Source organism: Rhodococcus sp. BE178, assembly GCF_050433545.1.
In the GTDB taxonomy this organism is placed as follows: Bacteria; Actinomycetota; Actinomycetes; order Mycobacteriales; family Mycobacteriaceae; genus Prescottella.
On sequence record NZ_JBNPXA010000003.1, the window covers coordinates 22,267 to 39,784 of the forward strand.

Annotated in this window: 14 protein-coding genes; 6 read left to right on the forward strand and 8 right to left on the reverse strand. The window is 70.1% G+C overall.

Annotation, left to right across the window (positions count from 1 at the left end; translation table 11 throughout):
• Nucleotides 1–157 precede the first annotated feature (157 nt).
• The gene (locus J2X34_RS07065) at nt 158–1,945 is read left to right on the forward strand and encodes an AMP-dependent synthetase/ligase (RefSeq protein ID WP_114718499.1); all 1,788 of its coding nucleotides are present in this window, start codon (nt 158–160) and stop codon (nt 1,943–1,945) included.
• A 78-nt stretch (nt 1,946–2,023) separates the two neighbouring features.
• On the opposite strand, the gene J2X34_RS07070 is transcribed toward J2X34_RS07065, so the two are convergent.
• Both J2X34_RS07070 and J2X34_RS07075 read right to left on the reverse strand, forming a co-directional pair.
• Nucleotides 2,024–2,779, reverse strand: a complete 756-nt coding sequence (locus J2X34_RS07070) for a maleylpyruvate isomerase N-terminal domain-containing protein (protein ID WP_114718584.1) — start codon at nt 2,777–2,779, stop codon at nt 2,024–2,026.
• A complete protein-coding gene (locus tag J2X34_RS07075) occupies nt 2,779–3,405 on the reverse strand; it encodes an alpha/beta hydrolase (RefSeq protein ID WP_429516440.1) in 627 nt (208 codons plus the stop codon). Before J2X34_RS07075 ends, J2X34_RS07070 begins: the two co-directional genes overlap by 1 nt.
• A gap of 101 nt (nt 3,406–3,506) precedes the next feature.
• On the opposite strand from J2X34_RS07075, the gene J2X34_RS07080 reads away from it, so the two are divergent.
• Nucleotides 3,507–6,980, forward strand: coding sequence for a TM0106 family RecB-like putative nuclease (locus J2X34_RS07080; RefSeq protein WP_429516441.1), 3,474 nt, complete (start codon nt 3,507–3,509; stop codon nt 6,978–6,980).
• 7 nt (nt 6,981–6,987) lie between these two features.
• On the opposite strand, the gene J2X34_RS07085 is transcribed toward J2X34_RS07080, so the two are convergent.
• The gene (locus tag J2X34_RS07085; RefSeq protein ID WP_114718496.1) at nt 6,988–8,166 is read right to left on the reverse strand and encodes an amino acid deaminase/aldolase; all 1,179 of its coding nucleotides are present in this window, start codon (nt 8,164–8,166) and stop codon (nt 6,988–6,990) included.
• Nucleotides 8,167–8,202: 36 nt separating this feature from the next.
• Nucleotides 8,203–8,874, reverse strand: a complete 672-nt coding sequence (locus J2X34_RS07090) for a TetR/AcrR family transcriptional regulator (RefSeq protein ID WP_114718495.1) — start codon at nt 8,872–8,874, stop codon at nt 8,203–8,205.
• A gap of 77 nt (nt 8,875–8,951) precedes the next feature.
• Here J2X34_RS07090 and J2X34_RS07095 point away from each other — a divergent pair, with 77 nt between their 5' ends.
• The 3 genes from J2X34_RS07095 (at nt 8,952) to J2X34_RS07105 (ending at nt 12,905) form a co-directional block, all read left to right on the forward strand.
• The gene (locus tag J2X34_RS07095; RefSeq protein ID WP_114718494.1) at nt 8,952–10,262 is read left to right on the forward strand and encodes a D-arabinono-1,4-lactone oxidase; all 1,311 of its coding nucleotides are present in this window, start codon (nt 8,952–8,954) and stop codon (nt 10,260–10,262) included.
• A gap of 52 nt (nt 10,263–10,314) precedes the next feature.
• Complete coding sequence (locus J2X34_RS07100) at nt 10,315–11,661, forward strand: amidase family protein (protein WP_114718583.1); 1,347 nt, start codon at nt 10,315–10,317, stop codon at nt 11,659–11,661.
• A gap of 71 nt (nt 11,662–11,732) precedes the next feature.
• A complete protein-coding gene (locus J2X34_RS07105) occupies nt 11,733–12,905 on the forward strand; it encodes a thiolase family protein (RefSeq protein ID WP_429516442.1) in 1,173 nt (390 codons plus the stop codon).
• A 60-nt stretch (nt 12,906–12,965) separates the two neighbouring features.
• Here the strand turns inward: J2X34_RS07105 and J2X34_RS07110 are convergent, their stop codons facing one another.
• The 3 genes from J2X34_RS07110 to J2X34_RS07120 are packed head-to-tail and all read right to left on the reverse strand — an operon-like array spanning nt 12,966 to nt 15,741.
• Nucleotides 12,966–14,210, reverse strand: coding sequence for an MFS transporter (locus J2X34_RS07110; RefSeq protein ID WP_429516443.1), 1,245 nt, complete (start codon nt 14,208–14,210; stop codon nt 12,966–12,968).
• Nucleotides 14,207–14,848 (reverse strand): ArsR/SmtB family transcription factor, encoded by a 642-nt coding sequence (locus tag J2X34_RS07115; protein WP_429516444.1) that lies wholly within the window; start codon nt 14,846–14,848, stop codon nt 14,207–14,209. The genes J2X34_RS07110 and J2X34_RS07115 overlap by 4 nt, the downstream gene beginning before the upstream one ends.
• Nucleotides 14,849–14,883: 35 nt before the next feature.
• Nucleotides 14,884–15,741 (reverse strand): hypothetical protein, encoded by an 858-nt coding sequence (locus J2X34_RS07120; RefSeq protein WP_429516445.1) that lies wholly within the window; start codon nt 15,739–15,741, stop codon nt 14,884–14,886.
• A 184-nt stretch (nt 15,742–15,925) separates the two neighbouring features.
• Between J2X34_RS07120 and J2X34_RS07125 the strand changes: the two genes are divergently transcribed.
• Nucleotides 15,926–16,465: a Dps family protein gene (locus J2X34_RS07125; RefSeq protein WP_174909182.1), complete on the forward strand. Its 540-nt coding sequence runs from the start codon at nt 15,926–15,928 to the stop codon at nt 16,463–16,465.
• An 81-nt stretch (nt 16,466–16,546) separates the two neighbouring features.
• Here J2X34_RS07125 and J2X34_RS07130 read toward each other — a convergent pair whose 3' ends face one another.
• Nucleotides 16,547–17,515, reverse strand: coding sequence for an adenosine deaminase (locus J2X34_RS07130; RefSeq protein ID WP_174914562.1), 969 nt, complete (start codon nt 17,513–17,515; stop codon nt 16,547–16,549).
• Nucleotides 17,516–17,518 lie beyond the last annotated feature (3 nt).

The window sequence follows — 17,518 nt, forward strand, 5'->3', positions numbered from 1 at the left end:
CAGCCCCCTACCTGGAGAAAGTTAGCATTACATACGGTTACATTTATTTCCGCAGGTCGACAGCCGAAATGCGCAAACCGGACTCGAGACTTAGTGCAAAGAGACCCTGAATGTGATGCAATGCACATCCATCATGTCATTTCTCGGAGGGGTCAAAGTGCGTGAGTATTCGGTTCCACAGTCGTTCACCATTCCGGAAGACGCGTCCATGGCCGACACTGTGTTCCGGTACGAAGCGGAGTGTCCGAATCTCGTGCCCTTCAAGAAGCCGGGCAACGGTGGATGGGTCGACGTCACCGCGGCCCAGTTCGCCGGCGAGGTCAAGGCCATCGCGAAGGGCCTGATCGCGTCCGGCGTGGAACTCGGCGACCGCGTCGCAATCCTCTCGGCCACACGCTACGAGTGGGCCGTTCTCGATTACGCCATCTGGACCGCCGGCGGATGCACGGTCGCGATCTACGAGACGTCGTCCTCCGACCAGGCGCAGTGGATCCTCGAGGACTCGGCCACGTCCTTACTCATCGTCGAGACGTCGACGCACGCCGAGACCGTGAAAGACGTCGCCGAGGCCGCCCCCGCGCTGCGCGAGGTCCTGCAGATCGAGGCCGGAGCCCTCGACGAGCTCATCACCCGCGGCGCCGGTATCAGCGACGACGAACTGCACGAGCGTCGACAGCAGGTGCGCGCGTCTTCGCCCGCAACCCTCATCTACACCTCCGGCACCACCGGACGGCCCAAGGGCGTGCAGCTCACCCACTCGAACTTCTACGCCGAGTCGGCCGCGGTGAGGATTGCGTTGGGTGACGCGTTGCAGGAGGGCAATCGCACCCTGATGTTCCTGCCGCTGGCCCACGTGTTCGCGCGCGCGATCTCGTTCGGCGCGTTCGACGCCAAGGTCACCGTCGCGCACACCGCCGACCTGACGACACTCATCGACCAGTTCGCGATCTTCAAGCCCAACTTCATCCTCTCGGTCCCCCGCGTGTTCGAGAAGGTCTACAACTCGGCCAAGCAGAAGGCCGAGGACGGCGGCAAGGGCAAGATCTTCGCGAAGGCCGCCGAGACCGCAATCGCGTGGAGCGAGGCGCAGGAGCAGGGCAGCCCCGGACTCGGCCTGCGCCTGCGGCACGCACTGTTCGACAAGCTGGTCTACGCCAAGCTGCGCGCCGCGCTCGGCGGTGAATGCGACCGTGCAGTCTCGGGCGGTGCCGCGCTCGGCGCGCGCCTGGGTCACTTCTTCCGCGGGATCGGCGTTCCGGTCTACGAGGGCTACGGCCTCACCGAAACCAGCGCTGCCGTCACGGTCAACACCATCCGCGACCAGAAGGTGGGGACCGTCGGCAAGCCGATCAACGGTCACGCCGCGAAGATCGCCGAGGACGGCGAACTCCTGGTCCGCGGCCCGGTCGTGTTCGACGGTTACTGGCACAACGACCAGGCCACTGCCGATTCCATCCGCGACGGCTGGTTCCACACCGGTGACCTCGGGTCCATCGACGCCGAGGGGTACGTGTCGATCACCGGGCGCAAGAAGGAGATCATCGTGACCGCCGGCGGCAAGAATGTCGCCCCGGCCGTGCTCGAAGACGCCCTCCGCGCGCACGCGCTCATCAGCCAGTGCCTCGTCGTCGGCGACGCGAAGCCGTTCATCGGCGCCCTCATCACGCTCGACCCGGAGGCGCTACCCGGCTGGAAGGAACGCAACGGCCTGCCTGCCGACACCCCGATCTCGGAACTCGTCAAGCATGCCGACCTCGTCGCCGAGATCGACGCCGCGGTCTCCGAGGGCAACAAGAAGGTCTCCAACCCGGAGCAGATCAAGAAGTACCGCATCCTCGAGGTCGACTTCACGGTCGATTCGGGCGAGCTGACCCCGACGCTCAAGCTCAAGCGCAACATCATCCACCAGGAGCACGCGGTCGCGATCGAGGCGATCTACTCCTAGTTGTTCACGTCCGGGCCCGGGTGCGACACCGCACCCGGGCCCGGACCGTCGTCAGTGTCGGTGGATTTGCCCGCGTCGCTACAGGGCCGCCGAGCCCAGCAGCGCCCGCGCCACCGCGGAATCGCCGATCACGTCGAGGCCCACCAGGGGGCGGCGCCGCCACAGCGTGAGCAGCAGGTCCTGCGCCGGACCACGCAGCGCCACATCGGCTTTGCGATGCTCGCGAGTAACCTCCACCGTTCCCGGTGCGAACGCGAGATGCCACTCCGCGGCGTCGGTGTCGGTGCCGTGGAGGTGGATGGTGCGCCCGGCGAGCGAGTCCGGCAGCCGGCCGCCGGCGGCGAGGCGGCCCAGGAACACGTCCACCCATTCGTCGACGCCGTCGGCCGCGATCTCCGGATCCAGCTCGGCGACCTTGGGACCCCCGGCAGCCTGCAGCGTGTCGGACACGTCCATCCGGTGCACGGAGACCTCGTGCGTCTGCCGGCGGAGCCACCACGCCACGGTGCCGGGGCCGACCATCGTCGGAACCTGCTTCCCGGGGTCGAGTCGGGTGAACTCGTCGAGTAGCGCCTCGAGCGCAACCCTGTAGGCGGCAAGACATTCCGGCCCTCGGGGCATGTCGCCGGAGCGACGGATCTCCGACACCGATGCCTCCGGCGGGGCCTGCAACGCGGCGACCACCCACTGGTGGATCTTGCCGGTGTGTCGTACGACGTGTTCGACGGTCCAGTCCGGCACCGTGGGAACAGGTTCGGACAGCGCAACGACCGGCGTCGCAGCCAGTGTCTCACCCTCGTCGCGCAGAGCGGACAGCAGACGCGTGTATTCCATCAGCACACCGTAGCGTCGAGCACGAAGGCGGCGACATCGTTCGTGACTGCCCGGTGGATCTTTTCGTGCAGCAGGTCGTGGCCGGTGTCGGGGTACTCCCGCACGGTCACTCCCGGCAGGCCGGACGTCCACGCGCGCACCCCGTCGATCGGCGCCAACCGGTCGTCGACGCCGTGGATCGCGAGCACCGGAAGATCCGGTCTCGCGAAGTCCGATGTCTCGGCGTGCTGCACAACGGATTTGGGTGTTCCACAGAGGACGGCTGCCGCGAACCGCTCCGGTCCGCGCCGCAGCAGCGTGATCGACACGGCCGCGCCCAGCGAGTGGCCCATCAGTACCTGCGGCACCCCGGGACACGCCTGTGCCGCCGTCGTCGCGAGGAGGGCCGCGTCGTCCGCGAGATCCCCCAACGCGCCGGGCACACCGGGAGTGCCTTCCGACAGCCCGTGCCCGGCCTGGTCGATCCCCCACATCTCGATGTCGTGCCGGGCGAGTCCGGCGGCGAACCGGTGATAGTGCCCGGTGTGCTGGCCCATCCCGTGCAGGAACACCACGACGGCGCGCGGTTGATCGACGGTCCAGCGACGGTAGTGGATCTGTCCGGTCGCCCCGGTGAAGAACGGCATGGCTCCATTGTGGTGGGGGACGCTGCGGCGGCCGCGAGCCCTCCCCTGGTTGTCGCCGCCCGATGGCACAATCGGCCCGAACCGACCGGGAAAGGGGCGCGATGTTCCTGCTCGACGATGTGGTGGTCTACAGCACCGGCGATCTGACGCTCGCCGCGACGTGCGAGTTCGCTCTGCTGCGCCGCCTCGACGGGCTGCTCGGATTCGCTCCGGCCGCGGCGGGTTCGGCCGCCGATCCGATGCTGCAGCGGACCTCCCTGCTCGGCGAGGCCCACGAACGACGGGTCCGGGACGACTTCGAGCGCCGTCTCGGACGGATCGAGACCATCGCGCGGCCCGAGTACACGACGGTCGGCCTGCACGACGCGCACCGGGCGACCGTCGCGGCCGCCCGGTCCGGGGCGCCGGTGATCTACCAGGGCACGTTCTTCGACGGCCGGTTCCTCGGCTTCAGCGACTTCCTCGTCCGTGAGGACGGGCCGGACGGCGACATGTATGCGGTGTACGACACCAAACTGGCCCGCCATGTCGAGGTCCCCGCGCTGCTGCAACTGGCTGCGTACGCCGACGCCCTCGCGGCCGGCGGTGTGCGCCCGGCACCGCGGGCACACCTCCTGCTGGGCGACGGCTCCGACTCGGTGCACGCGCTGGCCGACCTCGTCCCGGTGTACACCGCGCGCCGCGCACGCCTGCAACGCATCCTCGACGACCACCGATCCCGGGGCGTCCCGGTCGCGTGGGGTGACGCGAACTGCCAGTCCTGCGGGCGTTGCGAGACCTGCGCCGCCGAGGTCGAGGCGCATCGAGATCTGCTGCTGGTCGCGGGGATTCGCGCGAGCACCCGCCAGCACCTCGTATCGGCGGGAGTGTCGACCATCGACGCCCTGGCGGAGCGAGTCGACCCGGTCCCGGACGTGTCGGCGCGAACACTCTCCGCCCTCCGTTCGCAGGCCGCACTCCAACTGCGCCGGGAGGCGCAGGGCGGCCACCCCTTCGAGGTCTTCGACCCGACCGCCCTCGCCGGCCTGCCCCGCCCGGACGCCGGCGACATCTTCTTCGACTTCGAGGGCGACCCGCTGTGGGCCGAGGCGGGATCGGCGCAGTGGGGGCTCGAGTACCTGTTCGGCGTGCTCGAAGAGCCGCCCACCGGCGCCGGAGATCCGGTGTTCCGGCCGTTCTGGGCCCACGATCGAGCGCAGGAGCGTCGGGCGCTGATCGATTTCCTCGACTACGTCGCCGCCCGCCGCGCCGCGCACCCGGGCCTGCACATCTACCACTACGCGGCGTACGAGAAGTCCGCGCTGCTGCGGTTGTCCGGTCGGCACGGAGTCGGCGAGGAGGCCGTCGACCAACTCCTGCGGGACGGGGTGCTCGTGGACCTCTATCCGATCGTCCGGGCATCACTGCGGGTCGGGGCGCAGTCGTACAGCATCAAGAAGCTCGAGCCGCTCTACATGGGCACCCGCTTGCGGGACGGCGACGTCACCAACGCCGCCGATTCCGTTGTGGCATATGCCGATTACTGCGACCTCCGGGACCAGGGGCGGCCGGAGGCCGCCGAGCTGTTGCGCGGGATCGGCGACTACAACGAGTACGACTGCGTTTCGACCCGTGAGTTGCGCAACTGGCTGCTCGCGATCGCGGCGGACCACGACGTGTCGCCGCATCGACGCGAGGACCCTCCGCCCGTCCCGGACGAGGGCGAGGTCGACCTCACCGAGCAGGCTCTGCGACGGTTCGCCGGCGACGAACCACGCGGGTCCCGCAGCGCCGACCAGCAGGCCGCCGCACTGATGGCAGCCGCCGTCGGCTACCACCGGCGGGAACGTAAACCGTTCTGGTGGGCGCATTTCGACCGGCTGACACAGGTGGTCGACGAGTGGGCCGACACCCGCGACGTGCTGCAGGTGGACCAGGCCGTGGTGGTGCAGGACTGGCACCGCAGCACCCCTCGTCAGCGGAAGCTGCGCCGCCATCTGCGGCTGACGGGCCGGTACGGGACCGGGAGCACCGTCGTCCCCGGTGCGGAGGCGTTCACCCTGTACGACCCGCCGCTACCGGCGAAGGCGATGACCGGATCGACCCCCACGCAACGCGGGACAGCGACGGCGGTGGTGCTGTCGGTCGGCGCCGACGAGAACTTCGACGACGTCATCGTCGTGGAGGAATTGCTCACCGGTCCGGACGAATACACGGCACTGCCGATGGCCGTGGCGCCCGGTCACCCGATCGCTACGGTGCGGATGGAGACCGCGATCGGGGCAGCGGCCGAGCAGATGGCTGCGATGCTGCCGGCGATGCCGCCGGACGCGGCCGTCGACGTCCTGCGCCGGATCCCTCCGCGTACCCGGAGCGGTGCGGGGCTGCCGACGGCCGACGGCGCCGGTGACCACGCCGCCGCGATCGTCTCGGCACTGCTGGACCTCGACCACTCGTACCTCGCGGTGCAGGGCCCGCCCGGCACCGGCAAGACCCACACCGGCGCGCGCGTGATCACCCACCTCGTGACACACCACCGCTGGCGGATCGGCGTGGTGGCACAGTCGCATTCGGTGGTGGAGAACATGCTCGACGCGGTGGTCGCGGCGGGACTCGACGGCCGGATGGTCGCGAAGAAGGACGGCCGCGCGGAGGACCGCGCGTGGACGGGGATCACCGCGAACGCCTACCCGCAGTTCCTCGACGACGCCGCGGCGACCGGGTGCGTCGTCGGCGGGACCGCCTGGGACTTCGCGCACGCCGAGCGGATCCCACCCCGCAGTCTCGACCTGCTGGTGATCGACGAAGCCGGACAGTTCGCGCTCGCGAACACCGTGGCGGCGGGAGCTTCGGCCCGCAATCTTCTGCTCCTCGGCGACCCGCAGCAGCTACCGCAGGTCAGTCAGGGCACCCACCCCGAACCGGTGGACGAGTCGGCGCTGGGCTGGCTCGCCGCCGGCCACGACGCGCTGCCACCGGAACACGGCTACTTCCTGGCGCGCACCTGGCGGATGCATCCGGCGCTGTGCGCCCGGGTGTCGGCGCTGTCGTACGGCGGGCGCCTGCAGTCCGAGGAACCGGTCACTACCGCGCGCCACCTCGCCGGTGTCGAGCCCGGCGTGGACAGCACGGTCCTCGACCACCGCGGCAACGCAACGGAATCCGTCGAGGAGGCACGCGAGGTCGTCCGGCGGATCCAGGCACTGCTCGGCCGGGCGTGGACGGATCCGACCGGCTTCGACGGGACCCGCCCGCTCGGACAGTCCGACGTCCTCGTCGTGGCGCCGTACAACGCGCAGGTGAGCCTGATCCGACGGCACCTGGCCGCCGCCGGACTGGCCGACGTGCACGTCGGGACGGTCGACAAGTTCCAGGGCAGAGAGGCCGCCGTGGTGCTCGTGTCGATGACGGCGTCGTCGGCCGAGGACGTGCCGCGCGGGATGTCGTTCCTGTTGTCCCGCAACCGGCTCAACGTCGCGGTCTCCCGCGGCAAGTGGTGTGCGGTGATCGTGCGGTCGCGGCTGCTCACGCACTACCTTCCGACGACACCTGCCGGGCTGACCGAACTGGGCGCGTTCACGCGTCTGGGCGAGTGACCCGAGGTCACCCGAAGCACTTGCCCTCGCCGCGGTAGGTGGGTGTGGACGTGGCCGTGCCGTCGGCGTCGACGAGGTGCACCTCGGTGAAACGCTCACACAGCTCGCCGGCCTTCGCGTGGCGGAACCAGACCCGGTCGCCCACAGCCAACTCGGCGGCCGCCGCGCCGGTGACGGGCGTCTGGACCTCGCCGGCGCCCTCGTTGCGCAGCAGCTTCAACCCGCGCGGCCACACCGGAGCCGGCACGCGCGTGTTCCCGGCGGGACCCGACGCGATGTAGCCGCCACCGAACAACGTCGTGATCCTCGGCGTCGGCTTGCGGACCGCCGGCAGGGCGAAGAACAGCGCCGGACGCGGCGTGAACGAGTGGTAGCGGTCGAACAGCGTCGGCACGTACAGCCCCGATCCGGCGGTGACCTCGGTGACCACCGAGTCGGCCGAACTGACCTCGAGCGAGCCGGTACCGCCGCTGTTGACGATCTCGAGCTTCCCGACTTCCTCGGTGACGGCGTCCACGACTGCGCCTCTGCGCGTGGCGAGTTCGGCGGCCGACGCCTTCTTCACCATGCGCACGGCGAAACTGCTGTCGGGCAGGCCCGCGATCTGCGCCTCGTAGAACATCACCCCGACGACGGCGAAGCCGCGGTCGGCCGCCAGCCGAGCCAGCCGTGCCACCTGCCCCGGTTCCCGCAGCGGCGACCGGCGCACCCCGAGATGGGCCGGGCCGAGGCGCAACGACGCGTCGACGTCGAGACACACCCGCGGCCGGACGCTCTCGGATCCGACCGCCGACCGGATGAGGTCCAGTTGCGCGATGTCGTCGACCATCAGGGTGATGCGGTCGAGGAGCGTGCGGTCGGCGCCGAGTTCGGCCAGCGCCGCGCGATCGGCGGTGGGATAACCCATCAGCACGTCCTCGGCGCCTCGCTGCGCGAGCCACATCGCCTCGCGCAGCGAGTAGGACATGATGCCGCGGAACCCTCCGGACGCGGTGAGCCCGGAGCCGAGCGCCACCTCGAGCACCGCACGGCACCGCACCGACTTGCTGGCAACCCGGACCGGGGTGCCGGCGGCACGCCGCACCAGGTCGGCGGCATTGGTGTGCAGTGTGGCGAGGTCCAGAGCCGCCAGCGGCGGATCGAGATGAGCCGTGGCAGCGGTGAGTCGGTCGATCGCAGCAGTCACATCAGTCCGTTCGTCGTAGGCGTTCGGACCAGTCGATCACTCTCCTGAACGATTGTCCAGGTCTGGGTCCGCGTCGACCGCCTTGCTCGCGACGATGCGCACCAGATCGTCGAGCTCGGTGACGATGGCATTGCTGTCGCGGTCGACGAGCCAGCGCAGGACGATGCCGTCGATGACGGCGAGGGCGAACCGCGCGATCGCCTCGACCGGTTCGGTCCACGTGGTCCCGGTCCTGCGGGCGCTCTCCTGAAGGAACACCGTGGCCTCGATGTCCATGGTTCGGTACTGCTCGTCCGCGACACTCCCGGCGAGCGGCGCGCCCGCCGCGCGGTGGCGCAGCGCGTACGCGGTGATCTCGTACGTGAGCAACTGGCGATCCGCGGTGGCCTCGACCAGCGGCCACATCCCGGTCAGCCCGGTGTGCAGCACCTCGCGCAGATCCCGCAGACCGTTCAACTCCTGCGAGTCCCACACCGACGCGAACGACTCGCGCATCCCGGCGCTCAGCTGCAGCACCAGACTCTCGGCCATGGCCGCGACCAGGGCTTCCTTGCTCTCGAAGCAGTAGTGCACCACGCCGAGCGAGACGCCCGCTTCCTCCGCGACAGCACGGATCGTCACCGCTGCGATCCCGCCGCGTTCGGCGATGGACAGCGCCGCTTCGACGAGTTGGGCGCGGCGTTCTTCCGCTGGAAGCCGATTCAACATCCCCCGATCGTAAAACCCGAAACGGAAAAAACGTGTCTCATTTGCCTGGACGCTCGTCCAGGTGAATAGTGACGGGAATGGCACAGGACACGTGGCGCAACTGGGCGGGGACCCACTCGTCGACACCTCACCGATTCGAAACACCGCGATCGGTAGCCGAGCTGAGCACGCTGGTCGCGAATGCGACCGAGCGGGGATTACGCGTCAAAGCCGTGGGGGCGGGCCATTCGTTCACCGGAGTTGCTGTCACCGACGGCGTTCTGGTGAGCCTCGACAACCTCGCCGGCATCGAATCCGTCCGCACGACGCCGGAGGGTCCGGTCGCGACGGTGATGGCCGGGACTCGCCTGCGCAGCCTCAACGAGCAGCTGTGGGGGCGCGGGCTGGCGATGATCAACCTCGGTGACATCGACGTCCAGTCGATCGCCGGCGCGCTCTCGACCGGCACGCACGGGACGGGAGCGCGGTTCGGTGGGCTCGCGACGCTGATCCGCGGACTGCAGATCGTGCTCGCGGACGGGTCGGTCGTGGATTGCTCCGACGCCGAGAACCCCGAGCTCTACCAGGCCGCCCGAATCGGCCTCGGCGCGTTCGGCATCATCACCAAACTCGACCTCGCGGTCACCCAGGCCTACGCGATGCGCGCCGTCGAGGGACCGGCGCGACTCGACGAGACGCTCGACGGACTCGCGCACGATCTCGAGACCGTCGACCACTTCGAGTTCTACTGGTTCCCGCACACCAATCGCGTTCTGACGAAGCGGAACACACGACTGCCCGGCGACACGCCGCTCGAACCCGTGGGCCGCATCCGCGGCTTCATCGACGACGAGCTGATGTCGAACACGCTCTTCGAGGGCGTCAACCGGCTGACGTCGGCGTTCCCTGCCACGATTCCGCAGGTCAACCAGGTCAGCGCGCGGGCACTGTCGGCCCGCGAGTTCACCGACCGCAGCTACCGCGTGTTCGCGTCGCCGCGCCGGGTGCGGTTCCGCGAGATGGAGTACGCGGTGCCGCAGGAGGCCGTGAAGGACACCCTCCGGGAGATCTCGAACTGGCTCGACCGGTCCGACTGCAACATCGCGTTCCCGGTCGAGGTCCGCTTCGCTCCCGGCGACGACGTGTGGATGTCCACCGCGAACGGCCGCGACAGCGCCTACATCGCCGTGCACCAGTACCACCGCCGCGATCACCGCGAGTACTTCGACGCGGTGGAGGCGATCGCCCGCGCGGTCGACGGCCGTCCGCACTGGGGCAAGATGCACAGCCGCACCGCGGACGACCTGCGCCCCACGTACGCCCGGTTCGACGATTTCTGCACGGTCCGCGACAAGCACGACCCGTCGCGAACGTTCGACAACGAGTACCTCCGCCAGGTTCTCGCCTGACACGGGGCTCGAACCGTCCGGATCCGGTCGGCGCGTCGCTACTGTGAGCGGCGTGCCGACCGGACCGAACTCCCCTCGCCTCGACCGTCGTTCGTTCCTGCGGGCCGGCGCGCTCGGCGCCGCGGTGGGCGGCGCGACGCTGCTGGCGGGATGTGGCGACGACCTCCGCGACCCCGGCGTGCCGCCACTACCCGGCGGGGACACCAAGCCCGCCGACACCGCGACGTGGCGACTCCAGGGCGATCCGCTGATCGCAGGTAGCGGTTCCGGGCCGCTCGCGGGCCGTACGGTCGCCGTGACCGACCTGTTCGCCGTCGAGGGCCAGCGGGTCGGCGCGGGCAATCCCCGATGGCTGGGGCTGGCGCCCACCGAGACGACCACCGCCGACAGCATCTCCCGCCTGCTCGGGCAGGGCGCCGCCGTTGCCGGAATCACGCAGACCGTCGACTTCGGCTTCGGCCACTCCGGCGTGAACGCGGCCTACGGGACGCCGGCCAATCCCGCCGCGTCCGGCCGCATTCCGGGAGGCGCGACCTCGGGGGCGGCCACCGCCGTCGCGCTCGGCAGCGCGTCCGTCGGATTGGGCCCCGACACCACCGGATCCGTCCTGATCCCTGCCTCCTATCAAGGGCTGTGGGGTTTCGGCCCGACGCACGGCACCGTCTCGGTACTCGGCATGATGCCGCTCTCGAAGACCCTCGATCGGGTCGGTTGGGTGTGCGCCGACCCGACGACCCTGATCGCCGTCGGCGACGCGCTGCTCCCCCCGGCGTCGGCGAGTCCGTTCGGTGCCGCGGTGACGGCGCCCGGCGTGACCGCCGTCGCCGACGAGCACGTCCAACCCGCGGTCCGGGAGGCGCTCGCATCGTGGAGGCGGTCGGCGCTACCGCCGTTGTCGGAGCAGGACCTCGACATCGCGGAACTCCCCGACTGGTACGACGCCGTGACCACCGTGCAGGGCTACGAGGCGTGGCAGCAGCACGGCGCCTGGGTGTCGACGGCCGTCGGGTCGGTCGGCGACGAGGCCCGCGCGAACTTCCTCGCGGCGTCGAAGATCTCCGAATCCACGTATCGGCGCAGCCTCGACGAACTCGGCGCCGCGGGCCGCTCCGTCCGCGACTATCTGGGCGCCCGTGTCCTCGTTATGCCGACGGCGGCGTCCCCGGCACCGTCGACCGCCGACGATCCCGGCAATGTCCTTGTCGCGGAGAAGCTTCGGACCACCGGGATGCTCGTCGCAGTTGCGGCCGTCGCGGGACTGCCCACGGTGACCGTGCCCGTGACCTCGCCGGGTGGCCTGCCGGTGGGCCTGTCCCTGGTGGGTCCACCCGGCCGGGACCGGGACCTGCTCGCACTGGCGGGCCGGATGGCCGGCACCGGAATCGCCGCCCGCTCCTGAGGCCGCACCACCGATGAAGTACATTCGTTTAACTCTTTAGATTCGACCGACTTCATCGAGAGTGAGGCGCCATGCGTGACGCAGTGATCGTCGAGGCAGTTCGTACCCCCATCGGCAAGCGGAAGGGCTCGCTCGCGGACGTGCACGCGGTGGAGCTGTCCGCCCACGTCCTGCGCTCGATTGCCCAGCGCACCGGCATCGACCCGGCGATCGTCGACGACGTCTACTGGGGCAACGTCAACAGCGTCGGCATGCAGACCGGCAACATCGGCCGCATGGCCGTCCTCGGCGCCGGCTGGCCCGAGTCGGTGCCGGGCCTGACCGTCGACCGCCAGTGCGGTTCGTCGCAGCAGACCATCTCGATGGCGGCCGCGTCCGTCATCTCGGGCCAGGCCGACATCATCGTTGCCGGTGGCGTGGAGATGATGACCGCGGTGCCGCTCGGCTCCTCGAACGTTCCGGGCACCGGCGACTCCGCAGGTCCCGCCCGCACTCGCTACGCCGCCCAGCTCGAGGCACCCGGTTTCAACGGCCGCTTCAACCAGGGCGTCGGCGCCGAGCTCATCGCGCAGGAGTGGAGGATCTCCCGCGAGCAGCTCGACGAGTACTCGGTTGCCTCGCACGAGCGTGCCGCCGCCGCACAGGACGCCGGCGCGTTCGAGGCGGAGATCGCCCCGGTCACCCTCGAGGACGGCACCGTCTTCTCCGCCGACGAGGGCATCCGCCGCCGCTCCACCACCGAGAAGCTCAGCCAGCTCAAGTCCCCGTTCCTCGAGGGCGGCGTCATCACCGCCGGCAGCGCCTCGCAGATCTCCGACGGCGCGGCCGCCGTGCTGGTCATGACGTCCGAGAAGGCGAAGGCCCTGGGCCTGACCCCGCTCGCTCGCATCCACACCGCCGTCGTCGCCGGCGACGACCCGGTCAAGATGCTCACCGGCCCCATCCCGGCCACCGCGCTCGCGCTGAAGAAGGCCGGTCTGTCGATCGACGACATCGACGCGTTCGAGGTCAACGAGGCGTTCGGTTCGGTGCCGCTGGCGTGGCAGCTCGAGACCGGCGCGTCGATGGACAAGATGAACCCGCTCGGCGGCGCGATCGCGCTCGGCCACCCGCTCGGTGGCTCCGGTGCGCGTCTGGCCGCCACGCTGGTCCACCACCTGCAGCGCACCGGCGGCCGCTTCGGCCTGCAGACCATGTGTGAGGGTGGCGGCACCGCGAACGCCACCATCTACGAGCGCATCTAGCACCTCCCGCACGTCGTGAAGGCGGCCGGTTCCTTTCGGAGCCGGCCGCCTTCAGTTTCGTCAGACCCGGCGCGCGTGCAGGGCGAGCGCGGGGACGATGAGCAACGAGATCGCCGCCCCGAGCAGCGCCAGCCAGCCGTAACTGGTGGCCGCGACCATGACACCGGACGACAGTCCGCCGCCCGCGCCGGCGATCGCGATCGTCAGATCGACGGTGCCCTGCGTGCGGGCACGTGTCGCCAGCGGGACCGCATCGGTGATGATCGCCGTGCCGCTGATGAGCCCGAAGTTCCAGCCCAGCCCGAGCAGCGCCAGCGCGACCGCGAGCGCCGGCACCGAGTGCACCGGAGCGGCGGCGGCCGTGACACCCGCGGCCAGCATCGTCACCGCGGCCGCGGCGGCCACGACCCGCGGGCCGAACCGGTCCGCGAGCCTCCCCGACAGTGGCGAGGGCAGGTACATCGCGGCGACATGGATCGCGATGACCAGGCCTGCGGCCCCGGTTCCGTGCCCGTGATGCTGCATGTGGATCGGGGTCATCGTCATGACACCGACCATGACCAGCTGCGTGACGACCATGACGGTCGTGCCCAGCACGACGGACGGATTCCACGTGCGCGCCGAGGACGGTTCGATGTCAGGGCCGGCCGCGTGGTCCGCAGTGTCGGCGGCGGCACGCGCCAGCAACAGCGGATCCGGGCGCAGCATCACCCACAGCACCGCGCCGGCGGCTGCGTACGCGATTGCGGCCAGGATGAACGGTCCTGCGAGTGCCGGGATTCCGAGCCCCTCGGCGAAATCACCCATGACCGTCACGAGGTTCGGGCCGACGACCGCACCGACGGTGGTCGCCACGAGCACCGTGCTCACGGCGCGGCCCCGGTGGGCCGGGGCGGCCAGGTCGGCACCGGCGTAGCGCGCCTGCAGGTTGGTCGCCGTTCCGGCGCCGTAGACGAACAGCGAGATCAGCAACAGCACGACATTGTCGGCGACCGCCGCCGCGACCACTCCCACACTGCCGAGCGCGCCGGTACCGTAGCCGAGCGCGAGACCGGGTCGACGGCCGAAGCGCTGCGAGATCCGGCCGACGGAGACCGCGGCGGCCGCGGAACCGATCGTGAACAGGGCACTCGGCACACCGGCGAGGCCGGTGCCGCCCAACATGTCCTGGGCCAGCAGCGCGCCGACGGTGATCCCGGCGGCGAGGCCGGCACCGCTGAGGATCTGCGCCGCGACCAGGACCGCGAGGATCCGGCGCTGACTGGCGGCAAGGTCCGGCGTCACGAGCGCCCGCTGCGCCGTCACGAGGCGTCTCCGGCGGTCCCGGCGAGTTCGATGCCCGAGGCCCGCCATTCGAGGATGCCCTCGTCCAACGCGGCCGCGCTCAGTCCCCGCTGCCGGAGGAGGTCGGCGGCGGCGCGGGCCATTCCGCACAGCTCACCACGGCAATACACGACGACGTGCGTCCTCACCGGCAGTTCATCGGCGCGCGCGCCGAGCTCGTCGAGCGGGATGGATACCGCGCCGGGCAGGTGTCCCGCCGTGAACTCCGCGTGCGGCCGGACGTCGAGAACGACGACGGATCCGGAACGCATCTGCGTCGCAAGCTCGTCGGAGAACTCGGTCCCCTCGCTGTGCGCGAGTCCGGGCAGGTGCGCCGCACCGACGTCCTTCATCGACACGTACAGCCGCGCGACGTCGAGCCCGGCGAGCCGGTAGAAGATCGTGGTGCCCTCGCGCCGCGTGCGCACCAGGCCGGCACTCTTGAGGATCTGCAGGTGCGAGGACGCGCTCGTCACCTTGAGCGACGCTCCCCGAGCGAGGGTCTCGACGGACTGCTCGCCCTGCGCCATCAACTCGAGTAGTGCCAGCCTCTTGCCGTTCGCCATCGCCTTCGCTGTGCGTGCGAGTTGGTCGTACATGTCCGCATCGGACTCACTCATATTCCATCACTCCTTGGAATACGAGAATACGCACCTCAGTTGCCGTCCTCGACAGCCGCCTCCGCCTCCGACTCCCAGCGGCGGGCACGCTCGAGATCGCTTCGCGCCGACCGCGCAGCCGCGTTCGCCGCGTGCGCCGACTCCCGAACGAACGCGTCGCGCTGTTCCAGATGTTCGAGGTCGCGCCGCAGGACCTCCATCCGGTCCGCGATCTCCGCGGCTTCCGCATCGAGCCGGGACACCTCACGCTCGGCGACGTCCGTCGCCTCCCGCGCCGCCTCGGCCGAGGCGCGGGCGGCGGTGAGCTCGGCCCGCGCGACCTCCCGGGCGTCCGCACCGAGACTCACTGCGCCAGAGCCTTTCCGAGCCGCCGCGGCGCCCGCCGCCGAGCGCTCTCCGCGACCCACCGATTCCAGGACGGCCGGCCCGAAACCGCTGTACCTCGCGGCACAGAGCACCCGTCCCCGCTCCACGGTGCGCGCCAGGTCCGGGTCCGCCATCGCGGCATGCAGCGTCTGCGCGACCTCTCGCAGTGCCGCCTCGCCCACCGCCCTGCCACGCTCCGCAGCCAACCGGCCCGCGCGTTCCGCGAGCGCCCGCACCACCCGCTGCCGCTGATCGGAGAGTTCGCGGAGCGCCGTAGGGTCGAGGCGTCGCTGCGCCTGTCGCAGCGCATCCCCGAGCGCCAGCACCGCGGAGACGTCGTCGGGCGACTCGCGGGCCAGCAGGTTCACGAGCCACCCGACGGTCGTGGGCTTCCTCAACGCCGCCAGCGCCCGGGCCGCGTCACGATCCTTCCTCGCCTTCGCCTGTTCGACACGGCCGGTGCGGGCCGCGACGAACACGGACGGATCCAGCCCGTACAGCTCGTCGGCCACTTCCTCGACGTCCACGCGTCGATCCTGACACCGCGCTCGCCCACCGACCAGGGTTCGAAAATTCTCGCCCCACCTGCGTCAACTTATCTACCGTGCAGGACATAGATTTTGTAGTACTGTTGAACAGGACAACATCGCTCGGCCGACAAAGAGTTCGAATCGGCCGGCAGGTGTGGACACAGGATCGAAAGGACAGACGATGACGAACTTCACCGTTCCCGGACTGACCGCAGACCAGGGCGCCACGGTCGCGAACACGCTCCAGAATCGACTCAGCGCCTACAACGACCTCCACCTGACGCTCAAGCACATCCACTGGAACGTCGTGGGCCCCAACTTCATCGGCGTCCACGAGATGATCGACCCGCAGGTGGACCTGGTCCGCGGCTTCGCCGACGCGGTCGCCGAACGGATCGCAGCGTTGGGTGCCTCCCCCCAGGGCACGCCCGGCGCCATCGAGAAGGACCGGTCGTGGGACGACTACTCCGTCGGGCGCGACAGCGCCCAGGCGCACCTCGCTGCTCTCGATCTCGTGTACACCGGCGTGATCGAGCACAATCGGAAGGCGATTGCGAAGGTCGGCGAGATCGACCCGATCACCGAGGACATGCTGATCGGTCAGACCGCGGAACTGGAGAAGTTCCAGTGGTTCGTCCGTGCCCACCTCGAGAACTCCGGGGGCCGTCTGGCCAACGAGGGCGAGCCCACCGAGAAGAAGGCCGCGGCCGCCGTGCGCTGACCGGTACCCGCCACACGCACCAGCGCATCCACCAGATCCCGGTCCGGGCGCCCGTCGGGGGCGCCCGGACCGCCCGTCCGCCTAGGTGCGGAGCAGTTCGGCCTTGCGGGCGGGCGACGCGAAGGACGCCTCGATCGAGTTGCGTGCCAGCGTCTCGACCTCGTCGTCGGTCAACCCGATCCCGGCCCGCAGCTGTGCGAAGTTCTCGCCCACATCACCGCCGAAGTAGGCGGGGTCGTCGGAGTTGACGGTCACCCGCAGACCCGCGCGCAGCATCGTGCGCAGGGGATGTTCGGCGATCGTATCCACCACGCGCAGACGGACATTCGACAGCGGGCACACGGTCAGGGGGATCTCCTCGTCCACCAGACGCTGCACGAGTGCCTGGTCCTCGAGACAGCGCACACCGTGGTCGATCCGCTCGGCGCCGAGGAGATCCAATGCCTGCCAGATGTATTCGGGCGGGCCCTCCTCGCCGGCGTGCGCCACCACGTGCAGACCCTCGGCGCGGGCGTGGGCGAAGACGTCCTCGAACAGCGTCGGCGGGTAGCCGACCTCCGCGGAATCGAGTCCGACGCCGATGATCGGCGCCTGCAGTCTCAGGATCTCCGCGAGCACCTCCTCCGCGTCGTGCACGGGTTGGTCGCGCAGGAACGCCGCGATCAGGCCGCTGCTCACGCCGAACTCCCGCTCACTGGCGGCGAGCGCGTCGAGGATCCCGTCCAGCACCACCTGCAGCGGAACACCGCGCGAGACGTGGGCCTGCGGGTCGAAGAAGATCTCCGCGTGCCGCACTCCCGCGGCGGCCGCACGGCGCAGGTAGTCCCGGGTGAGGTCGGCGAAGTCCTCCGCCGTCCGCAGCACCGCCATGTTCGCGTAGTACAGGTCGAGGAACGACTGCAGATCGGTGAACTCGTAGCGCGATTCGAGATCGGCCAGGTCCACGTAGGGCAGGTGCATGCGGTTGCGCTCGGCCAACGCGAAGATCAGCTCCGGGCCGAGAGCCCCCTCGATGTGCATGTGCAACTCCGCGAACGGCAACGCGGCCATGTT